Genomic DNA, 25,268 nt, shown 5'->3' with positions numbered 1-25,268 from the left:
CGAAAAAATTTAGATAATCAGTGGCTTGTCCATTTCCTCGCAGTGAGGTTGGATGTGATGGTGCACACTTGGATGAAGACGCCAGATTGTGACCTTTGGCCGATGGCCATATAGGGAGCCCTTATTCCTGACTTTCGAGTCGATAACGGCTTCCGGGATATAATAACCGTACCGATGTTACCGCACGGCTTGAAGACCATGTCCGTCGCCGAACCTGCAGGCAGGGTTCGTGACGGCCGATCGCCAGCAACTTGCATTCCCATGGCTGGGGCGCTGCTGCCTCGATGAACTGTTCGGTCCGGGAAATTGGCGCCAATGCCGTCAGATAGGCATTTGGCGTCGTCAAGCTGAAGTCCTGTCGCAGATAGTCCGGGGCGACCGCGGCATTCACGAAACGATCTTCCAGCTGGATCGGCACGTCGTCTTCGTGATGAACGATGATCGAATGGAAAATCGTAGCGCCAACGTCGATCTCCAGCGCGGAAGCAAGATCGGGACCGCATACTTCGGTCTGCGCCAGGATCAGGCTGGCCTGGTGGGAGGAGCCCCGTTCCTTGATCTCGTCGGCGATGTTGCGCACACCCATCATCGCGGCGCTTCTCTTTTTTGATGCGACGAATGAGCCGCGTCCCTGAACACGCACGATGACACCTTCGGTCGCAAGCTCCCGCAGGGCACGGTTTGCCGTCATCCGGCTGACGCCCAGCATCTCCACCATCTCGTTCTCGGAAGGAACCCGGTGGTGAAGGGGCCATTCGCCGCTTGCGATCTTTGCCTTGATTTGCGTTTTCACACGCTCATAGAGCGGCAGAGAAGGATACTCGCTGGATGTTGCGAGGTCGCTTTCGATCACGGACGGCATTTAAACTCCCTGAAAATCGGCATGCTGCCTAAAATATAACCAGCATTTCGGACGCATGCAAAATATCATCTTTGCGCTTGCTTGTCTCCTAAAACCATGCAAAGTTACATATACAACTTGTGAAACATCGATGGGACTTGAAAAGTCGATCTTTTGCAGGCGCATTTTTCTCGTAAGTGGCTGAAGTGAGGATGTTTGCGTGCCGACCCGCTCCGAAAGGGGAATGCAGTCTGGCTCGCCGATATCGGGAGAAAGGGCTGTGAATGCGTGGTTATGAACCGTTTACGGCTTTATTGGTTTGCAGGCGGCCGCATATGTTTCGGCGCGAGACAGCTGGATTGGCCGCGTTCAGGGTTCGAGCGGTGCCGGTTCTCCAGGCGCTCTTTCATCGCCCTTCCTGCTTGCCGCCATTCTCCGCCATCAAAGCCGATTTCGTAAAGTTGTATAGTGAACTTAAGGAGAGCTATTTTCGTTGCCGGCAGGGGGTAGGTGTCTTGATCGGACCTGCGCCAAACAGTCTCGCTGACCGGGCGAAAGGTCGACATTCCTTCATTATATTTTCAGGGAGATCCTGCGCCGGCACCGCATGAATTTGTGCCGACAACATGCCAACCATCAATCAAAAAGGGGAATAAGATGTTGAATGTAAAATTTAAATTCGCGCTCGCCGCCACGGCCCTGTTTGCGGCGCTGCCCTTGGGCTCGGCCCATGCAGCCAGCTATTGCGGCGAGGGAAAGACTGTCACTTTCGCTGGCATCGACTGGGAAAGCGGCGCCTTCATCACCGAAGTCATGAAGGCCATCCTGTCGAAGGGATATGATTGCAAGGTCGATTCCATTCCCGGCAATTCGGTGACCCTGGAACAGGCCACGGCCAATAACGACGTCCAGATTTTTGCCGAGGAATGGATCGGCCGGTCTGACGTCTGGAACAAGGCTGCTGCCGCAGGACAGGTTACCTCGGTCGGCAAGACCTTCGTCGGCGCTTCCGAAGGCTGGTTCGTTCCTGAATATCTGATCAAGGGTGACGCGACAAAGGGCATAGAGGCAAAGGCCCCCGACCTGAAAAGTGTCGAGCAGCTTTCCGATCCGAAGATCGCCGCCCTTTTTCAGGATCCTGAAGAGCCGTCCAAGGGACGTTTTCTCAATTGCCCTTCGGGCTGGACCTGTGAGGGTGTCAATACCGCCAAGCTTCAGGCCTACAAGCTCGACACGACCTACGTGAACTTCCGCCCGGGCACTGGTACAGCGCTGGATGCGGGGATCAGCGCCGCCTATCTTCAGGGTGAGCCGCTGCTGTTCTATTACTGGAGCCCGACCGCAATCATGGGCAAATACAAGCTCGTGCAGCTTTCCGAGCCGGCCTACACCGAAGCCTGCTGGAAGGACCTGACAAGCGCCGATGGCAAGCGGGAGGCCGGATGCGCTTTCCCGGCGGTTGAGGTCGCCTATGGCGTCAACAGCGACTTCGCGAAGGCCGCGCCGGATATCATCGAAATCCTCGGCAAGGCGACCTTCCCGCTCGAAGAGGTCAATTCCAGCCTCGCTTATATGGTTGACGAAAAGGCCGATGCAGTGGCCGCAGCGACGCGCTTCCTGAAGACCAAGGGCGACATCTGGGGCGCATGGGTGTCGCCAGAGGCCAAGACCCGTATCGAAGCCGCGATCAAGTAGTAATCACGGGGCCGCATGCCGGATTGGCATGCGGCTTTTCTCTTTTCCCGTCAGAGCCGTGACCGTCGGGGACGGAAGACGGCAAAGTGCGAGGACGCCACCCGATGTTTCCTGAAACTCTTCATATTTCCATTCGTGGCCCGATCAACGACTTCGTCCAGTCGCTGGTGGTCAATTACGGCTTCGTCTTCAAGGCTATTTCGCAGACCATTCTGCAGGTTATCCTGTTCATGGAATGGATATTGCGCGGCCTGCCATGGTGGCTGGTCCTGCTTGCCTTCCTGGTGCTCGCATGGTTTGCCGCGCGCAAGATCTCGCTTGTCGTCATGGTCGGGGTCATGCTGCTCGTCGTCGGCGCCCTCGGGCTTTGGGACCTGACGATGCAGACGCTGGCGCTGATGCTCATCGCCAGCCTGATTTCCATCATCATCGGTGTTCCGGTCGGCATCTGGCTCGCCAAGAGCCAAATCATGCGGCGTATCACGCTGCCTGTCCTCGACGTCATGCAGACGATGCCGAGTTTCGTTTATCTGATCCCGGCAATTATGCTTTTCGGCCTCGGCAAGGTGCCGGCGGTGCTCGCGACCATCATCTACGCCGTACCACCGCTGATCCGCCTGACCGATCTCGGCATCCGCCAGGTGGATCGCGAAGTGGTGGAGGCGGCAACCGCTTTCGGCAGCAGCCCGTCGCAGATCCTGTTCGGCGTCGAACTACCGCTGGCCACACCCACGATCATGGCCGGCCTGAACCAGACGATCATGATGGCTCTTTCCATGGTGGTGGTCGCTTCGATGATCGGCGCGCGTGGTCTGGGCGAACAGGTCCTGAACGGGATTCAGACACTGGATGTCGGAAAGGGTCTCGAGGCAGGTCTGGGCATCGTCATTCTCGCCATCGTCCTCGACCGTATTACGCAGGGCTTCGGCCAATCCAGCCGGAAGGAGCGCGGCGATGACTGATATCGCAATCCGTAACGTTTCCAAGATTTTCGGCGGCAACTGGAAAGCCGCGCTCGCCATGACGAAGGACGGCGCCGACAAGGCTGAAATATTGGCCAAGACCGGTTGCAGCGTCGGCCTCGATGATGTCAGCCTCGATATTGCTGGCAGCCGCATCTTCGTTATCATGGGGCTGTCGGGTTCCGGAAAATCGACGCTTGTGCGCCATATCAACCGCCTGATCGAACCGACGAGCGGTGAAATCCTGGTTGGCGGCAGCAATGTGCTTGATCTTAACGCCAAGGACCTGCGGGATTTCCGCAATCGCCGTGTCAGCATGGTGTTCCAGAATTTCGGCCTCATGCCACACCGCACGGTTATGCAGAATGTCGTTTATGGCCAGCGTGTACGCGGGCTTTCGAAGGCGGAAGCAAACCCGATCGGCATGCAATGGATCGAGACCGTCGGGCTTGCCGGTTATGAAAACAAGATGCCCCATCAGCTTTCCGGCGGCATGAAGCAGCGTGTCGGCCTTGCGCGGGCTCTCGCGGCCGATACCGACGTTATTCTTATGGATGAGGCATTTTCCGCTCTCGATCCGCTGATCCGCGCCGATATGCAGGATCAGCTTCTGCAGCTGGAGAAGAACCTCTCGAAAACCATCGTCTTCATCACGCATGATCTTGATGAGGCGCTGCGTATCGGTGCGCAGATCGCGATTCTAAAGGACGGGAAACTGGTGCAGGTCGGGACGCCGGACGATATTCTCAATCGTCCCGCCAATGATTATGTCGCCCGCTTCGTGCAGCGCCGCACGGGTGCGGCGGTCGCCCACCATGATTGAGAGCGTTATCATCGATCAGGGTATCTCGTGGCGGGATGTCGCCATGGTGGCAAAAGGTGCACGAATGCAGCTTGCCGATGCCGCGTGGAAGCGTATCGCCGCCGCGCGTGACATTGTCGAGGCGCTGGTGTCGAAAGGCGTGCGCGGCTATGGCATCAATACCGGTGTCGGTGCCCTGTGCGATGTGATCGTGGACAGGGATCGGCAACAGGTTCTGTCGCGAAACATCCTGCTCAGCCATTCCTGCGGGGTCGGAGAGCCGCTGGGGCGGGAGCAGACACGTGCGATCATGGCCGCGCAGATCGTCAATTTCGCCCATGGTTTTTCCGGCGTCCGCGTGGAAACCGTCGAGGCGCTGCTGGCGCTTTTGAATGCGGATGTTTTGCCCGTCATTCCCTCACGCGGTTCGGTCGGATATCTCACCCATGCTGCGGCAATCGGGCTGGTATTGATCGGCGAAGGCGAAGCGGTGCGTGATGGCGAAAGGCTTTCCGGCCGGCAGGCGCTGGGGGCTGTCGGTCTCTCTCCGCTTGTGCCTCTGGCCAAGGAAGGGCTGAGCCTCGTCAACGGAACGCCCTGTGCCACCGGACTTGCCTGCCTGGCGCTGTCGCAAATGGAAAATCTGCTGGACTGGGCGGATGCGGCGGCGGCAATGAGCTATGAAAATCTGGGCGCGCAATCCGATCCTTTTTCGGCAGCGCCGCTCGCTCTGCGCACATCTCCTGGGCTTCAGGCCGTTGGGAACAATCTCCGCCGTCTGCTGGCGGATAGTCCCCTCTTGGCGCGCTCGGCGGGGTCGCGCACGCAGGATCCGCTCAGTCTTCGCGCCGTGCCGCAAATCCATGGCGCCATTCGCGACAGCGTCGCTCAGATCGGCGAAGTGGTGAATCGCGAACTGGCAAGTGTTACGGACAATCCCGTCGTTACCGGTTCGCCTGATATGCCGCAGGTGCATTCGCAGGCCCATGCGGTTGGCGCGGCATTGGGGCTTGCCATGGATGGTCTGGCCATAGCCGCTGCAGAACTGGCAAGCATTGCGGAGCGCCGGATCGACCGTCTCGTCAATCCGCTGGTCAGCGGCCTGCCGGCTTTTCTGGCGGAAGGCAGCGGTGTCTGCTCCGGTTTCATGATCATTCAATATACGGCAGCGGCGCTGGTGGCGGAAAACCGGCGGCTGGCTGCGCCCGCCAGTCTGGATGGCGGCATTACCTCTGCCTTGCAGGAGGATATTCTCACTCACGCCACGTCGGCGGCCGACAAGGCGCTTTCCATCATCGCCAATCTGGAAACGATTCTTTCAATCGAGATCATGTGTGCGGCGCAGGCTTATGACATGCAACCTGGAAACGCCGGCATGGCGCCCGGCACCAATGCCCTCTACCAGCGTGTTCGCGCAGACGTTCCCTTTTACCGCGATGACCGGCCGCTCAATTCCGTGCTTGCCATGGTCGAAAAGCTGCTGCGTGGCACGAGTGCCGGGATTGAGCATCTGTCATAAGCGTCGGTGATGCGCCGCCGGTGACGAATTTTATCCACCGGCGTCGTCTTCAATCCAGCATCACCATATGCGCGGGCAGTTGCTCCTCGAAAAACCTCGAGAAGGTCGCGATGCGGGGCGGCAGCTTCTGGTAGGGCGGATAATAGAGCGTCAGCCAGAGTTCCGGCGGCGACCAGCCGCGCAGAACATGTGTCAGCCGGCCGCTGCGGATATGTTCGGCGATATGAAACCCCGGCAACATGGCCACCCCGGAACCATCCGCCGCCAAATCTGCCAGAACCTCGCCATTATTGGCGCTGAATCTGCGGCCGGCGGAAATCGTGATGCTTGATCCGCCATCCGAAAGGACCCAGTTCTCCCGCCGGCTTTCACCGCTATAGGCAAGGCAGTCGTCGGGCGTCAGCTCGCCTGGATGTTCCATCTGCGTGAACCGGCTGCCCGGCGCCGCCACCAATATTCTCGGCACGGCCCTGATCTTGCGCCAGATGGTGAATTTGTCTGATGGAGCAGACGAAATGCGGATCGCGAGGTCGTAGTCGTCATCGACGATGTTGACCAAGCCGTCGGACAGCGAAATCTCGAAGCACATTTTCGGGTAAAGTTCCCGGAAACCCGAGAGTATCGGTGGCAAAACGGTTTTCCCGAGCCATGTCGGCGCGCTGATCCTCAGTCTTCCCTGATCGGCCTTGTGAGCATTCCTGACGTCGCGCCGGGCATTTTCGAGCGCTTCAATTGCCGGCTGTATCTGCGCGGCGAAAACGGCTCCGTCGGTCGTCAGCGACACCTGGCGGGTGGTGCGGACGAATAATTGCACGCCGAGATCACATTCAAGCGCGGCAATGGCGCGGGTGACGGCTGCTGCCGTCATGCCCAGTTCGCGGGCCACCTGCGCGAAGTTGCGCTTTTCGGCCGCCATCAGAAATGTTTTGAGAGCTTTGTGGTCGTTCATCTCTATTATTTCAAAAACCGCAATTCAGTCGCAAGAAATATTGCAATTCTTCGATGCAATCAAGCGGCGTATATCTTTGTCATCGAAACGGACACACCAACGAAGAAAGCGCCGACGATGATCAAGGATATCAAGGGCCTGCACCACGTTACCTCCATGGCGTCGGATGCGCGGCAGAATAACAGTTTTTTCACCGAAACGCTCGGCCTGCGCCGGGTGAAGAAGACCGTCAACTTTGATGAGCCCAGCGTCTATCACCTTTATTACGGTGATGAAACGGGAACGCCCGGCACGGTCATGACCTATTTTCCCTTCGCCCAGATGATGGCCGGTCGTCCCGGTGTCGGTGAAGTGGGCGAGACCCAGTTCTCCATTCCGAAGGGTTCGCTCGGCTTCTGGAAAGATCGTCTCATTGCCAAAGGTGCCGCCGGCATTCAGGCCGACACGGTTTTCGGCGACAATCGCCTGCGCTTCACCGGTCGCGATGGCGACGGTCTCGCGCTGATCGAAACCGGCAATGATGCACGTGCTGGCTGGTTGGCCGAAGGCATATCAGAAGAAAACGCCATACGCGGTTTCACCGGCGCGCGCTTCAATCTTCACGACACGGCTGCGACCGAGGAGCTTCTGCGTTTCATGGGTTATGAGCGGGCCGAAGTTGAAGGGAACGTCACCCGTTTCGCCATCCCTGGTGGCAATGGCGCGGATACGATCGATCTGGCGGCGCTGCCGAAGACACCCTTTGCCCGCCCCGGAGCCGGTTCGGTGCACCACATCGCTTTTGCGGTCGAGAACCGCGAAAAGCAGCTCGAAGTGCGTAAGGCGCTGATGGATACCGGCTATCAGGTAACCCCGGTCATCGACCGCGATTACTTCTGGGCGATCTATTTCCGCACCCCGGGCGGTATCCTGTTCGAGATCGCCACCAATGAACCGGGTTTCGACCGGGACGAGGATACCGCGCATCTTGGTGAAGCACTCAAGCTGCCGAACCGGTATGAGCCGTTCCGCAACAAGATCGAGGCGAGCCTGGTTCCGCTTGCCGCCTGAGACGGATCGCTGATCCGAAAAGACTGACCGATACACATTCACGCCTTTTAAAGATGGCTGCCCGCGCCGGGCAGTCCACTGGCGAAGCCTTGTCAATTTCCACCGCCGCAGATCGGCAATCACCACCTGAACGGAGAACGAAAATGTCCAAGCTCGAAGTCCTGACCCCCGCCAACAGCCAGTTGATCTTCATCGACCAGCAGCCGCAGATGGCTTTCGGTGTGCAATCGATCGATCGTCAGACCCTGAAGAACAATGTCGTCGGCCTCGCCAAGGCTGCCCGGATATTCAACATCCCGACGACCATCACGACGGTCGAAACGGAAAGCTTCTCCGGCAACACCTTCCCGGAATTGCTCGCGGTTTTCCCGGAGAATGATATCCTCGAGCGTACCTCGATGAATTCCTGGGATGACCAGAATGTCCGCGACGCCCTGGCGAAGAACGCTGCCGGTGGCCGCAGGAAGATCGTCGTTTCCGGCCTCTGGACGGAAGTCTGCAACACCACCTTCGCGCTCTCGGCGCTCCACGATGTCGCGGATTACGAGATCTACATGGTGGCGGATGCTTCCGGTGGCACCTCTGTTGATGCACACAAATATGCGATGGACCGCATGGTGCAGGCCGGTATCATCCCGGTCACCTGGCAGCAGGTGCTGCTTGAGTGGCAGCGCGACTGGGCACGCAAGGAAACCTATGACGCGGTCACCTCGCTGGTGAAGGAACATTCCGGCGCCTATGGCATGGGCATCGACTATGCCGTCACCCACGTCCATGGCGGTGAAGAACGCGTCAAACACGGCAAGCGCATCGGCCCCAACCCAGCCCAAAAATAAGCTTTCAACCGCGCCGCACCGGAAGGATCGATGTCCCCTCCGGTGCGGCTTTCATCCATCTAGGAGGTTCCCATGAAAGTCTATCTTCTGTCGCTTGGCGCCGGCCTGCTGGTCGGCATTGTTTACAGCCTGCTCAATGTGCGTTCACCTGCGCCGCCCATCATCGCTCTTGTCGGCCTGCTTGGCATATTGCTTGGGGAACAGGTCATTCCTTTTGCAAGGTCGATCATCGGCAAGGAACCGGCCGCCGTTTCGTGGATCAACCAGATCAAGCCGCATGTGTTCGGCCATATGCCGAAGGGCAGCGGAGAGACCGTGGATCTCGCCAGAGCGAAACAGCCTGTGGATGGGGAGAGAAGCTGATGCCGACGCGACGCACCTTTCTCGGCGCGGCATCGAGCCTTGCCTTTCCGCATCTCTTTTCACCGGCCAAGGCCGCTGATTCCATTCAGACCGGAGCTTATTCCATGTATCCCGACACCATTCTTCACAATGGCCGCCTGACGACGCTTGACCGCGGCAATCCGAATGCAACGGCAGTTGCCATCAGGGATGGTCTGTTTGTTGAAGTGGGAACCGATGCCGATGTCATGGCGCTCGCCGGGCCGGAGACGAAAGTCATCGATCTGAAGGGTAAACGTGTGCTGCCCGGCCTGATCGACAATCACACTCACGTCGTTCGCGGCGGCTTGAACTTCAACATGGAACTGCGCTGGGATGGTGTGCGCTCGCTGGCGGACGCCATGGACATGCTGAAACGTCAGGTGGCGATCACGCCCGCCCCGCAATGGGTGCGCGTCGTTGGCGGCTTCACCGAGCATCAATTCGTCGAAAAACGCCTGCCGACCATTGAGGAAATCAATGCGGTGGCTCCAGATACGCCGGTCTTCCTGCTGCATCTCTATGATCGGGCGCTGCTGAATGGTGCTGCGTTGCGCGCGGTTGGTTATACGCGGGATACGCCGAACCCGCCCGGCGGCGAGATCACTCGCGATGCGAACGGCAATCCCACGGGCATGCTGCTCGCCAAGCCGAATGCCGGCATCCTCTATTCGACACTCGCCAAGGGACCGAAGCTGCCGCTCGATTATCAGGTCAACTCCACCCGTCATTTCATGCGTGAACTGAACCGGCTGGGTGTGACCGGCGTGATCGATGCGGGTGGCGGTTTCCAGAATTATCCCGATGACTATGAGGTCATCCAGAAGCTTTCCGACGAAGGCCAGATGACCGTGCGTCTTGCCTACAACCTCTTCACGCAGAAACCCAAGCAGGAAAAGGAGGATTTCCTCAACTGGACCTCTTCGGTCAAATACAAGCAGGGCAATGACTATTTCCGGCACAATGGTGCAGGTGAGATGCTGGTCTTTTCCGCTGCCGATTTCGAGGATTTCCGCCAGCCACGACCGGACATGCCGCCGGAAATGGAAGGCGAACTGGAAGACGTCGTCCGAATTCTTGCGGAGAACCGCTGGCCCTGGCGTCTGCACGCCACCTATGACGAGACGATCTCGCGGGCTCTGGATGTCTTCGAAAAGGTCAACCGGGATATTCCGCTCGAGGGCCTGAACTGGTTCTTCGACCATGCCGAAACCATCTCGGACCGCTCCATCGACCGCATCGCAGCGCTTGGTGGTGGCATCGCCACCCAGCACCGCATGGCCTATCAGGGCGAATATTTCGTCGAACGGTATGGACAGGGAGTTGCCGAGGCGACGCCACCGATCCGGAAAATACTCGACAAGGGCGTCAATGTCTCTGCCGGTACCGATGCCACCCGCGTCGCCTCGTACAATCCGTGGGTTTCCCTTTCGTGGATGGTAACCGGCAAGACCGTCGGCGGCATGCAGCTCTATCCACGCGCCAATTGCCTCGATCGCGAAACGGCACTGCGCATGTGGACCGAAAAAGTCACATGGTTCTCGAACGAGGAGGGCAAAAAGGGCCGCATCGAAAAAGGCCAGTTCGCCGATCTGGTGGTGCCGGACAAGGATTATTTCGCCTGTGCCGAGGATGAAATTTCCTTCCTCACCTCCGAGCTGACCATGGTTGGCGGCAAGATCGTCTATGGTGCCGGTGATTTCAGGGCACTCGATGAGAACGACGTGCCTCCCGCCATGCCCGACTGGTCGCCGGTTCGTGCTTTCGGGGGTTATGCCGCCTGGGGTGAGCCGCAAGGGGCTGGAAAGAACTCGTTGCGACGGGCGGCAATCACGTCCTGCGGCTGCGCCAGCGATTGCGGTGTGCATGGCCACGACCATGCCGGAGCCTGGACATCGAAGCTGCCCATCGCCGATCTGAAGGGCTTTTTCGGAGCGCTTGGCTGCTCGTGCTGGGCGGTTTAAGCCCGACCCGCTGAATGCCAGATCGACCATGCGGGCAGCGGATTGTCGCTGCCCGCATCCGACGCGAAGGAAGCCCTCTCAGGCGGGCTAATGTTGCGAAATATGCAATTATATCGAAACTATTGATGCAATTGTTGGCGATAATTGTTTCAGCCAATATCGCTCCATCAGATGAACGCAGTGCCGGTCGAACCGAACGGCCAAGATCGCAGGAGCAGACAATGACCGAACCATCTTCAACACTTCGCCCTCACGGGCTTCTTACGGGCGTTGTTGCCTCGCCTGTCACACGAATCCTTGCGCTTCTGGCGCTTTGCTCGGCCTATATTCAGGGGCCGCTGACCAAGATTTTCGACTTTCCCGGTGCGATTGCCGAGATGAACCATTTTGGGCTTCATCCCGCTGCGGTCTTTGCCGTTGTCGTCATTGTGTTCGAGCTTACCGCCTCGGCCATGGTGGTTTCCGGCTTTCTGCGCTGGGCAGGCGCTCTGGCGCTTGCGGGCTTCACGCTTCTGGCCACCTTCATTGCTCTTCGGTTCTGGGAAATGGCACCCGGCATGGACCGCATGATGGCAACCAACGCCTTCTTTGAACATCTGGGTCTGGCTGGCGCCTTTGTTATCGTCGCCGCAATCGATCTCACGAAAGGAACAGGCAAATGAATGCCGCAAAATCCTCAACGAGCAGCTTTGCTCCGCTTGCGCAGCCGGTTTTTGCCGTCCTCTGGGCCGCAACCGTGCTCGGCAATACCGGCAGTTTCATGCGCGATGTCGCCAGTTCGTGGCTTATGACCGATCTTTCGGCCTCGCCGGCGGCAGTCGCCATGGTCCAGGCGGCGGGAACCCTACCGATCTTTCTGCTGGCGATCCCGGCCGGCGTGTTGACGGATATTCTCGACCGTCGCAAATTTTTGATTGCGGTCCAGCTGCTCCTGGCCTCTGTCAGCCTCACCCTCATGGTTCTCGCCCATACTGGATTGTTGTCCGTCAGCGCCCTGATCGGCCTTACCTTCCTTGGCGGTATCGGTGCGGCGCTGATGGGACCGACCTGGCAGGCCATCGTGCCGGAACTGGTGAAACGCGAGGATATCAAAAGCGCTGTCGCGCTCAATTCGCTGGGCATCAATATTGCCCGTTCCATCGGTCCTGCGGTCGGCGGCATATTGCTTGCTGCCTTCGGTGCGGCCGTTACTTACGGTGCAGATGTCGCCAGCTACTTTATCGTCATCGCGGCGCTCCTGTGGTGGCCGCGGGCGAAGAACGCCAATGATGTGCTGGCGGAAGGTTTCTTCGGCGCATTCCGGGCCGGCCTTCGTTACACGCGCGCCAGCCGGCCGCTGCATGTCGTCCTGCTGCGGGCTGCAATCTTCTTTGCATTCGCCAGTGCCGTCTGGGCGCTTCTGCCACTGGTCGCACGGCAATTGCTCGGCGGAGATGCCAGCTTTTATGGCATTCTGCTCGGCGCGGTCGGTGCCGGCGCCATTGGCGGCGCCCTGATCATGCCGAAACTGCGCGCCCGTTTTGATGCCGACGCCCTGCTTCTGGGGGCTGCTGTCATTACCGCGCTTGTCATGGCCGGTCTGTCGTTTGCTCCGCCCAAGTGGCTGGCCATCGTCATCCTGCTGTTTCTCGGTGGTGCCTGGATCACGGCACTGACGACGTTGAATGGCGCGGCCCAGGCCATTCTGCCGAACTGGGTGCGTGGCCGTGGGCTGGCGATCTATCTTACCGTCTTCAACGGCGCGATGACGGCAGGCAGCATCGGCTGGGGCGCTGTTGGCGAAGCGGCAGGCGTGCCCGGAACGTTGCTGATCGGCTCTGCCGGTCTGTTTATCGCCGGTCTTGTCATGCATCGCCTGAAATTGCCTGCTGGCGATGCCGATATGGTACCGTCCAATCATTGGCCGGAACCGCTGGTTGCCGAGCCGGTGGCCCATGACCGCGGCCCGGTGCTGATTCTGATCGAATACAACGTCGAAAAGCATCATCGCAGCGCGTTCCTGCATGCGCTTGACGAGCTTTCCCAGGAACGCCGGCGTGATGGTGCCTATGGCTGGGGTGTCACCGAGGACTCCGCCGATCCGCAGAAGATCGTTGAATGGTTCATGGTGGAATCCTGGGCGGAACATCTGCGCCAGCACAAACGGGTCTCCAACGCCGACGCGGATCTACAGGGCAAGGTGCTTGCCTATCACTCGGGGCTGGAAAGACCAGTCGTGCGGCACTTCCTGACGATCAATCGTCCGGGAAGAGCATGAAGCAAGGAAAAGGGGCCGACTGGCCCCTTTTTTATTGCTGAGCAAAGACAATCCGGCCGGTTATTTGGTGATCCGCTCCAGCACACGGCTCAATGCCTCTTTCAATGCGCGCGAACCGCCATTGCCGTCAAAATCCAGCAATACCTGTTCGTTGAGGCCGCCCTTGGTGGCGAATTCACGGCTGATATCAGTGAAATCAGTATCCTTGCCGGCCAGCACCGCCACCTCGGAAAGGCCGGCGAAGAGGGGAGCAAGATAGGCGCGGCCCTTTTCTTCCGGCAGGCCGTTTTCCGCCAGCCATTCCGTCGTATGTTGAAGGATACCGAAATAGGTGGCCATCAGGGCGCTTGCGGCGGCCAGCAGGTCGTATTCCGCCTTGGTCTCGCATTCAACCGCATTGCCGAGCACGTTGAAAATCGCTGCCGTATCCGTATCGGCAGGATAAACGGCGGTGACACCCTTGCGCCGCGCCACGAAGGGCAGGGGGATCGCCTGGGTGAGCCGCACATCCGCACCGATCCAGTCGAGAAGGGCTTGCCGGCTGGTGGCGGCAACCACGCTGATGACCTTCTGCCCCTCCCGGAACTGCAGGGGTCTGGTGACTTCTTCGGCGATCTGCGGGCGGATCGCCAGCACGACGGTATCGCAGCCGTCAACGATTGCCTGATTATCGTCGGCAACAGTCACCTGCGGGAAATCGGCGGCGAGCTTTGCGGAAATATCCGCGCTGCGCTGCGACACCATGACATGCGGCACGGCGACGGGCTTGCCAAGCAGGCCTCGCACCATCGCGTCGGTGATCGCTCCGGTTCCGATGAAACCGATTTTCTGGGGAAGGGACATGATGACTCCGCGGCTGCAATGGGGCCGGATCGGCCGTGTTTTACGCAGGACGGTAACGCGTGTCCTGAACTGAAGATGAGACATTGGGCCAGAAAACCGGTCTGCCGGCAATGTTAATTTTTCTTCCGGATCCGCCTGCCGGAAGTAAATGTGCTCCGCATGGGAATCTCGTCAGCAATCTGATTTTCCTTTTATTTTAGCAACTTATCGCGATCGATTTTGCACTTTGAAGCAGGACCGACATGAAGAGCCGGTGCCGGTCGGCCAAAATATTTCACTTGATATTTACATTCGGAATGTATGTATATGGCACCGAAAGATCGGACGCTTGTGATGTGTCCGGCAGCTCGTTTGCATCAAAAGGTGAAAAATGGTCGAGAAAAGTCAGTGGCGGCGCGGGCAAACGGTGGCCCTTGCGTTGATCCTATCCTGTGTCCTCTATCCCGGAAGAGTGCTCTCGCAGCAACAACCCACCCCGTCGGTCACGGTTGAAACCGCCAAGGCGGCGGATTTCACGCTGACTGCGCGTTTGCCCGGACGTATCAAACCATCGACGATTTCAGAGGTACGGCCGCAGGTCTCCGGCATCATCCGGGAACGACTGTTTGAGGAAGGCGCACGTGTCGAGGCCGGTCAGGTTCTCTACAAGATCGAGGATGAAACCTATGTTGCGGCGGTGGAGTCGGCCAAAGCCAACGTCGCCCAGGCGCAAGCCAGCTACGATTTCGCCCTCGTCGATGCGCGCCGTGCTGAGGAGACATTTGCCAATAATGTAAGCTCGGCGTCGAACCGCGATAACAAGATTGCGGAGAGAAACAAGACGCAGGCCGCACTTCAGGTGGCGCGGGCACAGCTGACGACAGCGGAGATCGACCTCGAGAGAACAACGATCCGCGCGCCAATCTCCGGCATCATCGGGTTTTCGGAAACGACCGCCGGTGCGCTTGTGGCTGCGCAGCAGACGACGGCTTTGACCACGATCCGCGCGCTCGACACGATCTATGTCGACGTAACCCAGTCGGTAAACGATCTGTTGCGGTGGAATGCCGACAAAAGGGTGGGGGGCAGCCAGTCCCAGTCCGTTGCAACGATGATCCTTCCGAACGGCCAGACTTATCCGGTAAAGGGTGATCTGAAGGCGGCCGAACCCAGGGTCGAACCGACGACAGGCATGGTCACGCTTCGAATCTCTTTCTCCAACCCGGATAACAGGCTTTTGCCGGGCCTCTATGTCGAGGTTGAACTGCCGCAGGCCGTTACCAAGGACGCGATCCTCGTTCCGCAAAGCGCCGTGATGCGCAATGCCAAAGGCGAGGCCTCCGTCTGGATCGTGGAGGGCGGCAAGATTGTTCCCCGTCCGGTAACCATCGTCACTGGTGCCGGCAATCGCTGGGTCACCAGCAGCGGCCTGAAACCGGGGGACCAGATCGTCATGTCCGGTTTCCAGAAGGTGGCACCCGGTGCTTCGGTGGAAATAGAGCAACAGCCAGCGGCCCAGCAGGCTGCCCGGGTCGGGAGTAACTGATCCATGGCGCGGTTTTTCATAGACAGACCCATTTTCGCCTGGGTCATCGCGATCATAATCATGGGCCTCGGCGTCCTGTCGATCATGAGACTGCCGATCTCGCAATATCCCTCGATCGCCGGTCCATCCGTGGTCATCGGCGCGACCTATCCCGGCGCATCCGCCGAAACGGTCGCGGATACGGTGGTGCAGATCATCGAGAAGGAAATGACGGGCCTTGACGGGCTGCGTTACATCGACTCGTCGACGACCTCTACCGGTCGCGCCACCGTGACACTCACATTCAATCTCGGCACGGATCCCGACATCGCCCAGGTTCAGGTCCAGAACAAGCTGAGCCAGGCTGAAGCGAGCCTGCCTTCGGAAGTGACGCGTCAGGGCGTGACGGTTGAGAAATCGACAACCGGCTTCCTGATGGTGATCGCGCTGATCTCTGATGACGGAGCCCGAAGCGCCATCGATCTGGCCGATTATCTGAACTCCTACATGGTCGAACCGGTGTCGAGACTGAAGGGTGTCGGCAAGGTTGAAGTGTTCGGGTCGGAATATGCGATGCGGATCTGGCTCGATCCGCAGAAGCTGAAATATTACGGCCTCTCTCCCACCACCGTCATTAATGCGATCAGCGCCCAGAATGCGCAGATATCGGCCGGTTCCTTCGGCGCGATGCCGGCACCGGAAGGTCAGCAGCTCAATGCCACCGTCACCGCCCAGTCCCTCCTGAAGACGCCGCAGGATTTCGAGCGCATCGTGCTGCGTGCCGATACCGATGGCGGGCTGGTGTTGCTGCGTGATGTGGCGCGGGCGGAACTCGGAACGGAAAACTACGAGATTTCCAGTTTCTACAACGGCAAGCCGTCGTCAGGCATGGCGATCCAGTTGGCATCCGGCGCCAATGCGCTTGAAACGGCGGAACTGGTGAAGGCCAAGATGGCCGATCTCGGCGCATTCCTTCCCGCCGGCGTGAGCTATGTCATTCCCTATGATACGACGCCGTTTGTCTCGCTTTCCATCGAGGCCGTCATTCACACGCTCATCGAAGCGATCGTGCTGGTCGTGTTCGTGATGCTGATCTTCCTGCATAATTTCCGCGCGACGCTGATCCCGACGCTGGCCGTGCCGGTGGTTCTGCTTGGAACCTTCGGCATCATGGCGGCGCTCGGATTCTCGATCAACACGCTCACCATGCTGGCCATGGTTCTGGCGATCGGTCTGCTTGTCGATGATGCGATCGTGGTGGTGGAAAACGTCGAGCGCATCATGCGTGACGAGCACCTCGATCCCGTCGCGGCCACAAAAAAGTCGATGGGAGAAATCCAGGGGGCACTCGTGGGCATCGCCATGGTGGTTTCCGCCGTCTTCGTGCCCATGGCGTTTTTTGGCGGCGCAACGGGGGAAATGTACAAGCAGTTCTCTGTGACCATCGTTGCGGCCATGGCGCTCTCGGTGCTGGTTGCTCTCATCTTCACACCGGCGCTCTGCGCGACGATGCTGAAGGCCCATGATCACAATGCCAAGCCGGGTCTTGCCAGCCGTTTCAGCAACTGGTTCGAGCGCAATTTCTCATGGCTGACGACGCGATACGGCAATATCGTCAGGGCTTCGGCGAAAAGGCCGGTCAGGATGTTCCTTGTCTACCTGCTTCTGGTGGGCGCCATGGTCTTCCTTTACCAGAAGACGCCAACCTCGTTCCTTCCCGATGAAGATCAGGGAACCCTGCTCACCATCATCCAGACACCGCCCGGTTCCACCGCGCAAAATACCGAGGAGGTTCTGGGCAAGGTGGAGAAATACTACATGAATGCCGAAGCCAAGAACGTCGAGTCGGTCTTCTCGGTTCGTGGTTTTTCCTTCGCCGGTCAGGGGCAGAACATGGGCATGATGTTCGTCAAACTGAAGGACTGGGAAGAGCGCAAGGGTAAGGACAACTCCGCCCAGGCCATCGCCGCGCGCGCTTTCGGGCCCTTGATGGGCGGCATCAAGGAAGCGATCGTCGTTCCGCTGGTGCCGCCGGCGGTCACGGAACTCGGCAATTCCAACGGCTTTACCGCCTTCCTTCAGGCGCGTTCCGGCCAGAGCCATGAGCAGCTTCTGGAAGCGCGCAACATGCTGCTGGGTCTTGCGGCCCAAAGCCCGAAACTCATGGCTGTCCGGCCGAACGGCGTGGAGGATGCTTCTCAGTTCGAACTCAACATCGACTGGGGCAAGGCCGGCGCTGTTGGCCTCAGCGCTGCGGATGTCGGGTCGTTCCTGACCACCGTCTGGTCGAGTTCCTACGTGAACGACTTCCTTTACGAGGGACGCATGAAGCGCGTTTACGTGCAGGGCGAGCCCTTGGCACGCACCGGGCCGGAAGATCTTGCTCTCTGGCGGGTGCCGAATGCAAATGGCGATTTCGTCGATCTTTCGACCATCGCCAGCCAGAACTGGGTCTTCGGGCCTCAGCAGGTCAGCCGTTATGACGCCCTGCCCGCCATGTCGATCGAAGGGTCGGCGGCTCCGGGCTTCTCCTCCGGTGAGGCGCTGGCGGAGATGGAGGCGCTTGCCGCGAAACTGCCGCCGGGCTTCAGCCTGCAATGGACGGGAATGTCGCTCGAGGAAAAGGATGCCGGTGCCGGCGCCTTACCTCTCTACGGGCTGGCATTGGCAACCATGTTCCTTTGCCTTGCGGCTCTTTATGAAAGCTGGACCATTCCCGTTGCGGTTCTGCTCGCCATGCCGGTCGGTATTCTCGGTGCGCTTCTGGGCGCATGGATCGGTGGGCAGTCGAACGGCGTCTATTTCCAGGTGGGTCTTCTGACCGTGGTCGGCCTGACGGGCAAGAACGGCATCATGATCGTCGAATTTGCGCGAGAGCGAATGGCGCAGCTGGGCGAAAGCGCATTCGAGGCGGTTTGCGAGGCGGCGAAACTTCGCTTCCGGCCGATCCTGATGACCTCGCTTGCCTTTGGCCTCGGTGTCATTCCGCTGGTCATATCGACGGGTGCCGGCGCCGGCGCGCGCCAGGCTATCGGCTTTGCCACCTTCTTTGGAACGGTGACGGGGACTTTGCTGGCGATTGTTTTCGTGCCGGTCTTCTTCGTGCTGATATCGGGAATATTTAGCCGCAGAAGCGTAAAGGTGGCGGAGCCGAAAACCGCCTGAGGTCGATGCATTGCCGTCTCGCCGTGATGAGTTGCGGCGGGACGGCGGTTTGCTTTTGCCGGGCTGGTCCATGTAGAAAGCAACGGCGAAATTCAGTCATGGGAGTTTAGAGACGTGAGGAGAACCAAGGAGCAGGCGGCGGAAACCGGTCGCCAGATCTTGCAGGCGGCAGAGACCCTGTTTCTGGACAAGGGCTACGACAATGTCAGCCTGGAAGAAATCGCTGCTCTTTCCGGTGTGACCCGGGGTGCAATCCATTGGCATTTCAAGAACAAGCACGGGCTTCTGCTCGCTCTCCGAAACGAGGCGCAGGAACCGTTTCGGCGATTTGCCGACGAACTTTCCGAAGGCCGCAGCTCCGCTTCCATCGAAAAACTCGGTGACATCATAGCCGACACCTTCAGGCTACTGGAGCAGGATCCGCGTCAACGCGGCCTGCTGCGGGTGATGATGCGGCTCGATATCGTTCTGGCGGAAAAGGATGAGGCCGCACAAAACACGTTTCCCGAGGAAATGCATGAATTATTCGTGCGCATATTCAGGGCAGTCGAGCGAAACCCCGGAATGGTGAAACCGTGGACGCCGGAAAAGGCTGCCTCCATGCTTTATGCGGCCATGGGCGGTCTCATTACGGAATGGGCGCTAAGCAAGAGCGTCTTTACGCTCTCCGAAGACGGGAGCCTTCTGGTCGCGACTTTGCTCGCCGGAGTTCAGCAAAAACACCAAGGCCTCAACTGAACCAATCCTGACAAAATTACCCCAGGCAAACCACGCCTGACATGCGCTGGTGACGGAAGATGACTAGGTTCGAATTTACAAACGTGTTGTATGTATATATAAAGACATGGCTACTGTTGCCCCGGCAAGCAGGGCTGGTTGACCGGTGTGATCCCGAAAGCGAACCGGTTGTCCAATGGAGGAGGCGGTTCCGAAAATGATGAAGGATCGGGAAAATATTTCGCGCCAGTCTCTTGCCCTTCGCGGCAGTCTGGCCGTTTCCACGGGTTACGGAGGTTCCGTGCCTGCTCCGTCTTCGACAAACATGGCCCTGACGTATCGTCCCCTGCCGTCAGGGCCAATGATGTCCGCAACGCTCATTGCCGGACATCGGACGGGGCACGTTTTCCCCCACCAGCGTGCCCCGTCGTTTCTCCCGCGGCTTCGCCGCCTCATCCGCAGTGGCCGGGAGGTCGGCCAAAACCGCTTCAGGAAACCGTCCGACTGGCTGAGAGTCGTCGCGCTTGGCGTCATTCTGGTCGATTTTGCCGTGTTGTCCCTCGCCAACAGGTTTCTCGACCGGAACTTTGAAGGTTATCTGCCGGGCCTCGGGCCAATGCTGGGCGGATTGCTGTTTGCAATCATCATCATGCGGCTTGCGCGCCCCGCATTTTATCCGGACTGGATTGCCATCGGCGCCCTTCAGGCAGCGATGGGATGTATCGTCTGTGTTGATGAGAGCCTTCGGTCGTCTGCAGCCTTTCTGCTTTTCTGCTGTCTGTTTCTTGGTCTTTCGTTATTGCGGCTCTGGGTTGGAGAAACGATCCGTCCCCACCGGGGTGCTCCATCCCTGCTCGCAGGCGGCTTGACCACCCTCTTCTTTGTCGCATGGCTGGTCGCGGATCGCTCCTTTGGACTTGGAGGGGGCCCGGACATCATTCTGGCGGCAGATCTCCTGGTGGCAGGCTTCACGATGGTGTCGTTCGGGCTTTCGCTGCGATCCGGCAAGGGCCAGCATTAAGGAGCGCGAAATCTGTTGGAGGAACATAGGCAAGAAATTGTCGGATATGGCGCTATCGGCTTTTTCATGCGGAAATTCGATTATCCCGTCGCGCATTTGCGGTGATAGCGCTTGTTGCACCCTTGCTTTTCAAAGGGCTTTCCCGCTTCCGGCAGGACGAGGATTGAACGGTGAGGCGGGCAGTCCGAGGGGACTGCCGCCTGTTGCTTTGAAGCGGAGGATCATACAAAACTGGGCAAAACTACAGAGCGAGCCCCATGGTACGGAAAAGTCTTACGCCGCAGATCGTCGGAAACGTCATTGAATTCATCCAGACGAACGGCATCGGCAAGGGTGAGCATCTTCCTCTTCAAATGCTGGCTGACGCCTTCCGTGTCTCGCGTGCTCCCATCATGAGCGCGCTCAAGCAACTCGAGATCCAGGGCGTCGTGCGGGCGGAGCCCAATCGCGGTTATTTTCTCGCGGTCGAACCCGGCAGTCTTCAGGATATGAAATCCGCAGGTGTTGAAGACGGTGAGGGTGACGAGGCGATCTATTTCCGCATCGCCGAGGATCGCCTCGCCGGCAAGCTCGACGAGCGCATGAGCGAAAATGAACTCATGCGGTTTTACGATCTTCCGCGCACCAAGCTTCTGAGGGTCCTTCGGCGTATTGCGGAAGAGGGCTGGATCGAGCGTCTGCCCGGCAATGGCTGGGCGTTCACGCAGGCGCTGACGTCGAAGAAGAGTTATGAGGACGGTTATGCCTTTCGCGCCGTGATCGAGCAGCAAGCCATGCTGCTGCCGAGTTTCGAGCCCAACGCGGAGGGTCTGAAGCGGGCGCGGGAGGTTCAGATGCGGTTGCGCGACGGCGGATATGAAACATGGTCGCGCGCCGAAATCTTCAAGGCCAATAACGAATTTCACGAGATGCTCGTCGCCTGCTCGCAGAATGAATTTTTCCTGGATGCGATCAGACGCATCAACCGTCTGCGCCGGCTTATCGAATACCACATCACCATCGACCGCAGCCGCCTGCCCCGGCAGACGGAGGAACATCTGCAAATTCTCGACCTGATCGAACATGGTCGCCGGAACGAAGCCGCCGCTTTTCTCTACACCCACATCATGGGTGCCAGCCGCATCAAGTCTCCCAAGGTCTAGATCACTAACCTCCCTCACTGTGAGTTGGATTGCTTGCCTGGTTCGTGTCCTTCACCGGGTGAAAAGGCAATCAATTTATTGTCGAGATAATTGCATTTTGTGATTACATTATGTATGTGAATTGTCACTTACAAAGCAAGCAATGATAACGTCTGCGGGGGGATGGCCGTGACGCTCGACCAAAACAATATGCGAACGACATTCGAGATAAACGGCGTCAGCTACGACATCATCGATCTCCCCGCAGAGGCGGGGGACTGTCTGGCCCGCATGCCCTATGTGCATCGCATATTGCTGGAGAATGTGCTTCGCACCGGAGACGACGACGCTGTACGGGCGAAAGCGGCGATGATCGACTGGCTTGAAACCGGTGTTAGCGAAGTCGAAATTCCGTTCCTGCCGAACCGGGTCCTGATGCACGACACGACCTGTGGTCCGGCTTTGGTCGACATTGCCGGAATGCGTTCTGCGCTTGCAGAAGCCGGGGGCGATCCCGCCCGGCTCAATCCAGTTGTTCCAGTGGATGTCTCGACCGACCATTCCGTTGCCGTGGACGTGTTTGCGACCTCATCGGCGCTCACGCGCAATATGGAACGTGAATATGAGCGAAATTCGGAACGATACAGCTTCATGAAATGGGCGACAAATACGCTTGCCGATTTTCGGACCCATCCCCCCGGCACGGGCATCATGCACACGCTTAATCTCGAGCGCCTGGCAACCGTGGTGACCTCGCAGCGGCGCGACGGGATATTATGGGCCATGCCGGACACGCTGATCGGTACGGACAGCCATACGCCGATGATCAATGGCATCGGAGTGCTTGGCTGGGGTGTCGGCGGGCTTGAGGCAGAAAGCGTATTTTTCGGCATGCCCGTCGCCCTTCGCGTACCTGACGTCGTTGGCGTCCGGCTGACAGGAGCGTTGAAAGAGGGCGTGCTTGCCACCGATCTCGCGCTGGTCATCACGCATCTGCTGCGTCAGATCGACCTTCAGGATAAATATGTCGAGTTCTATGGTCCGGGTGTTTCCGGCCTGACGGCGGGTGACCGGGCGGTCATCGCCAATATGACGCCGGAATTCGGAGCGAATAGCGGTTATTTCCCGATAGATCGTCAGTCCGTTGACTATCTGCTCAGGACCGGGCGCACACCGGATCACGCGGCCTTCGTCGAGGCTTATGCTAGACGTGTCGGAATCTGGTTCGACCCCGATGCCAATCCCCGCTACACCGCAACCATTGATCTCGACCTTTCAAGCGTCGAACCAAGCCTTGCCGGACCATGCCGCCCTCAGGACAGGATTTCGGTCCGCGCGACGCGCCATGCGATTTCCGCCATGAAGAAGGCCGGCACGATTTCCCTGGAAGGTGAGCCGAATGATGGCGCCGTCGCAATCGCGGCGATTACCAGCTGCACCAACACGTCCGATCCCCGGCTCGTGATCGCCGCCGGGCTTCTGGCCCGTAAAGCCAATGTTTACGGTCTGCGCCCGCCGCATTGGGTAAAAACCTCGACTGCTCCGGGTTCACCGACGGCGGAGCGTTATCTCCAGCGTGCGGGGCTGATGACCGATCTGGAGGCCGTTGGTTTTGGCATTGTCGGTTATGGCTGCACCACCTGCATCGGTAATTCCGGTTCACTCACCAGTCCGGTTGCAATGGCAATGGCGGAACGGGACATTCTTCCCGTGGCGGTTCTCTCCGGCAACCGCAATTTTCCCGGCCGGGTTCATCCGCAGCTGGAAGCCGGGTTTCTGGCCTCGCCGCCCATGGTCGTGGCCTTCGCGCTGGCCGGTACGGTCGAGCTCGATATCATGAATGATCCTCTCGGTATCGCAGAAGACGGTACTCCCGTAACGCTTCCGATGATCTGGCCGACCGCTGCCGAGATCGATGCGGCCATGGAGATGGCGTCAAGGGTCGAGGATTTCGCGCCGGCCTATGACGCGGCCGAGGCAAGCAAGGCGTGGAAAGAGCTTCCCGCGCCCACAACGACACTTTTCCCCTGGGATGAAAAATCGACCTATATCCGCCGGCCGCCTTTTTCCGGCTTCGGCAAGGGAACGAGGCTTGGCGCCTATCAAGCCCATCCTATTCTCGTGCTCGGCGACGACATCACCACCGATCATATCTCGCCCGCGGGTGCCATTCCCGCGACGGGCGACGCCGGACGGCATCTCATTGATCGTGGCGAGAATCCGCTTGATCTCAATGTCTTTTCTTCACGGCGCGGCAACTGGGAAGTCATGATCCGTGGCCTCTTTACCAACAGGACCGTGCGCAATCTTCTGGCGGTGGATATTCCTGCGGGCTCTACCATTCATGCGGGAACGGGAGAAGTTCTCCCGCTCTGGGATGCTGCCCAGCGATACGAAGCCGAAGGCAAATCCGTTGTCGTTGTGGCGGGTGAACGTTATGGAATGGGATCTTCCCGCGACTGGGCCGCAAAGGGTGTCGCCCTCCTGGGTGTTCGGGCGGTTCTGGCGGCAAGTTTCGAGCGCATTCACCGCTGGAACCTGATCGGCATGGGTGTCCTGCCACTGCGGCTTCCGCAAGGGCTGAAGCCCGAACAGCTTGAATTGACCGCCCGCGACACAATCATGGTCAACGCCGATGTCCTGTCGATCGCACCCCGTTGCGCGATACCCGTTACGATCACGCGGCCCAGCGGGGTTTCGATCTCTTTCGAGGCATCTGCGGCGATCGAAACCCGGGCGGAAATCGCCATTTTGCGTGCTGGCGGGGTCCTGCCCCTGATCCTTGAGCGCCTGCACCGGCCTGCCGGGGAACGTCAGCGCGCCTGACGCCCCTTTTGTGGGCTTTCGCGGACAATGGACGCTCGGCGCCGCCGTGAATGCTTTAGTGTCCCGGATGCAGTGCATCGTTGAGATACATGCAGGTGAGCATGGTGAAGACATAGGCCTGAATGCCGGCCATCAGGAATTCCAGAGCCGTGATGGCGACCGTCATGAAGAGTGGCGCGATGGCGCCGATTACCCCCAGCGCATTGATGCTGGCGAGGGAGGCGACAAAACCCGCAAAGACCTTCAGGGTGATATGGCCCGCAAGCATGACCGCAAACAGGCGGACGGAATGGCTGACGGGGCGCGAAATATAGGAGATGATTTCGATCGGCACGATGATCGGCGCCAGGATTGCCGGGATTCCAGCGGGTTTGAATAGGCCGAAAAAACCAATGCCGTGTTTGAACAGGCCATAAAGCGTGACGGTGCCGAACACCATCATGGCGAGGCCGAAGGTGACGATGATCTGGCTCGTTACGGTAAAGGCATAAGGGAACATGCCGATCATGTTCGCGAAGAGGATGAACATGAAAAGCGAGAACACGAAGGGGAAGAACCGCATCCCCTGTTCGCCGGCATTGTCACGCAGGGTCTTGGCAACGAACAGGTAAAGCATCTCCGCGCTCGATTGCCAGCGGCCGGGCACGAGGCGGGCCTTGCCGGTTGCCAGAAGCAGGAATGAACTGGCCAGTGTGACGGTGAGAAACATGTATGCCGAAGCATTGGTGAAGCTGAGGTCGATACCCCCGACTGTAATTTCAACGAGAGGTTTGACTTCGAATTGGTCGATGGGGCCGGCCATGACAGGTCCTTCA

Annotated in this window: 20 protein-coding genes; 16 read left to right on the top strand and 4 right to left on the bottom strand. The window is 58.9% G+C overall.

Annotated elements, in window-relative coordinates:
• Positions 1-121 precede the first annotated feature (121 nt).
• On the bottom strand, positions 122-862 hold the full coding sequence (hutC, locus tag M0412_RS19985) for a histidine utilization repressor (RefSeq protein WP_142842560.1): 741 nt from the start codon (positions 860-862) through the stop codon (positions 122-124).
• A gap of 636 nt (positions 863-1,498) precedes the next feature.
• Here hutC and M0412_RS19980 point away from each other — a divergent pair.
• From M0412_RS19980 to hutH, 4 genes are all read left to right on the top strand, one after another.
• On the top strand, positions 1,499-2,536 hold the full coding sequence (locus M0412_RS19980; RefSeq protein ID WP_269701430.1) for an ABC transporter substrate-binding protein: 1,038 nt from the start codon (positions 1,499-1,501) through the stop codon (positions 2,534-2,536).
• Between the two features lie 104 nt (positions 2,537-2,640).
• Complete coding sequence (locus M0412_RS19975) at positions 2,641-3,498, top strand: proline/glycine betaine ABC transporter permease (RefSeq protein ID WP_142842558.1); 858 nt, start codon at positions 2,641-2,643, stop codon at positions 3,496-3,498.
• Entirely contained in the window at positions 3,491-4,321 is an 831-nt protein-coding gene (locus M0412_RS19970; RefSeq protein ID WP_149901305.1) for a glycine betaine/L-proline ABC transporter ATP-binding protein, read from the top strand. Before M0412_RS19975 ends, M0412_RS19970 begins: the two co-directional genes overlap by 8 nt.
• Positions 4,314-5,819 (top strand): histidine ammonia-lyase, encoded by a 1,506-nt coding sequence (gene hutH / locus M0412_RS19965; RefSeq protein ID WP_269701431.1) that lies wholly within the window; start codon positions 4,314-4,316, stop codon positions 5,817-5,819. The genes M0412_RS19970 and hutH overlap by 8 nt, the downstream gene beginning before the upstream one ends.
• Before the next feature lie 49 nt (positions 5,820-5,868).
• Here the strand turns inward: hutH and M0412_RS19960 are convergent, their stop codons facing one another.
• Positions 5,869-6,768, bottom strand: a complete 900-nt coding sequence (locus tag M0412_RS19960; RefSeq protein ID WP_269701432.1) for a LysR family transcriptional regulator — start codon at positions 6,766-6,768, stop codon at positions 5,869-5,871.
• A gap of 117 nt (positions 6,769-6,885) precedes the next feature.
• On the opposite strand from M0412_RS19960, the gene M0412_RS19955 reads away from it, so the two are divergent.
• The 6 genes from M0412_RS19955 to M0412_RS19930 all read left to right on the top strand — a co-directional run bounded on the left by M0412_RS19955 (position 6,886) and on the right by M0412_RS19930 (position 13,256).
• Positions 6,886-7,818 carry a VOC family protein gene (locus M0412_RS19955; protein ID WP_269701433.1) on the top strand — a complete coding sequence of 311 codons (933 nt, stop codon included), beginning with the start codon at positions 6,886-6,888 and terminating at the stop codon, positions 7,816-7,818.
• Between the two features lie 143 nt (positions 7,819-7,961).
• The gene (locus M0412_RS19950) at positions 7,962-8,654 is read left to right on the top strand and encodes a hydrolase (RefSeq protein ID WP_142842553.1); all 693 of its coding nucleotides are present in this window, start codon (positions 7,962-7,964) and stop codon (positions 8,652-8,654) included.
• A 72-nt stretch (positions 8,655-8,726) separates the two neighbouring features.
• A complete protein-coding gene (locus M0412_RS19945) occupies positions 8,727-9,017 on the top strand; it encodes a XapX domain-containing protein (RefSeq protein ID WP_269701434.1) in 291 nt (96 codons plus the stop codon).
• Positions 9,017-10,999: an amidohydrolase gene (locus tag M0412_RS19940; RefSeq protein WP_269701435.1), complete on the top strand. Its 1,983-nt coding sequence runs from the start codon at positions 9,017-9,019 to the stop codon at positions 10,997-10,999. Before M0412_RS19945 ends, M0412_RS19940 begins: the two co-directional genes overlap by 1 nt.
• A 221-nt stretch (positions 11,000-11,220) precedes the next feature.
• Positions 11,221-11,661: a DoxX family protein gene (locus M0412_RS19935; protein WP_269701436.1), complete on the top strand. Its 441-nt coding sequence runs from the start codon at positions 11,221-11,223 to the stop codon at positions 11,659-11,661.
• Positions 11,658-13,256, top strand: coding sequence for an MFS transporter (locus tag M0412_RS19930; RefSeq protein WP_269701437.1), 1,599 nt, complete (start codon positions 11,658-11,660; stop codon positions 13,254-13,256). The genes M0412_RS19935 and M0412_RS19930 overlap by 4 nt, the downstream gene beginning before the upstream one ends.
• Before the next feature lie 60 nt (positions 13,257-13,316).
• On the opposite strand, the gene M0412_RS19925 is transcribed toward M0412_RS19930, so the two are convergent.
• Positions 13,317-14,099 carry a pyrroline-5-carboxylate reductase gene (locus tag M0412_RS19925; RefSeq protein WP_269701438.1) on the bottom strand — a complete coding sequence of 261 codons (783 nt, stop codon included), beginning with the start codon at positions 14,097-14,099 and terminating at the stop codon, positions 13,317-13,319.
• Positions 14,100-14,469: 370 nt separating this feature from the next.
• Here M0412_RS19925 and M0412_RS19920 point away from each other — a divergent pair, with 370 nt between their 5' ends.
• The 6 genes from M0412_RS19920 (at position 14,470) to acnA (ending at position 24,453) form a co-directional block, all read left to right on the top strand.
• Positions 14,470-15,624 (top strand): efflux RND transporter periplasmic adaptor subunit, encoded by a 1,155-nt coding sequence (locus tag M0412_RS19920; protein WP_269701439.1) that lies wholly within the window; start codon positions 14,470-14,472, stop codon positions 15,622-15,624.
• Between the two features lie 3 nt (positions 15,625-15,627).
• On the top strand, positions 15,628-18,768 hold the full coding sequence (locus M0412_RS19915; RefSeq protein ID WP_269701466.1) for an efflux RND transporter permease subunit: 3,141 nt from the start codon (positions 15,628-15,630) through the stop codon (positions 18,766-18,768).
• Positions 18,769-18,882: 114 nt separating this feature from the next.
• The gene (locus M0412_RS19910) at positions 18,883-19,506 is read left to right on the top strand and encodes a TetR/AcrR family transcriptional regulator (protein ID WP_269701468.1); all 624 of its coding nucleotides are present in this window, start codon (positions 18,883-18,885) and stop codon (positions 19,504-19,506) included.
• A 196-nt stretch (positions 19,507-19,702) separates the two neighbouring features.
• Positions 19,703-20,506, top strand: coding sequence for a hypothetical protein (locus M0412_RS19905; protein WP_269701470.1), 804 nt, complete (start codon positions 19,703-19,705; stop codon positions 20,504-20,506).
• A 257-nt stretch (positions 20,507-20,763) separates the two neighbouring features.
• Positions 20,764-21,648 carry a GntR family transcriptional regulator gene (locus M0412_RS19900; RefSeq protein WP_269701472.1) on the top strand — a complete coding sequence of 295 codons (885 nt, stop codon included), beginning with the start codon at positions 20,764-20,766 and terminating at the stop codon, positions 21,646-21,648.
• Between the two features lie 189 nt (positions 21,649-21,837).
• Positions 21,838-24,453 carry an aconitate hydratase AcnA gene (gene acnA, locus M0412_RS19895; RefSeq protein WP_371338328.1) on the top strand — a complete coding sequence of 872 codons (2,616 nt, stop codon included), beginning with the start codon at positions 21,838-21,840 and terminating at the stop codon, positions 24,451-24,453.
• Positions 24,454-24,508: 55 nt separating this feature from the next.
• Here acnA and M0412_RS19890 read toward each other — a convergent pair whose 3' ends face one another.
• Complete coding sequence (locus M0412_RS19890) at positions 24,509-25,255, bottom strand: F0F1 ATP synthase subunit A (protein WP_269701476.1); 747 nt, start codon at positions 25,253-25,255, stop codon at positions 24,509-24,511.
• Positions 25,256-25,268 lie beyond the last annotated feature (13 nt).

The organism is Agrobacterium sp. O3.4, assembly GCF_041414895.1.
Classification (GTDB): domain Bacteria; phylum Pseudomonadota; class Alphaproteobacteria; order Rhizobiales; family Rhizobiaceae; genus Agrobacterium; species Agrobacterium cucumeris.
This window is presented reverse-complemented; position numbering and strand designations above follow the sequence as displayed.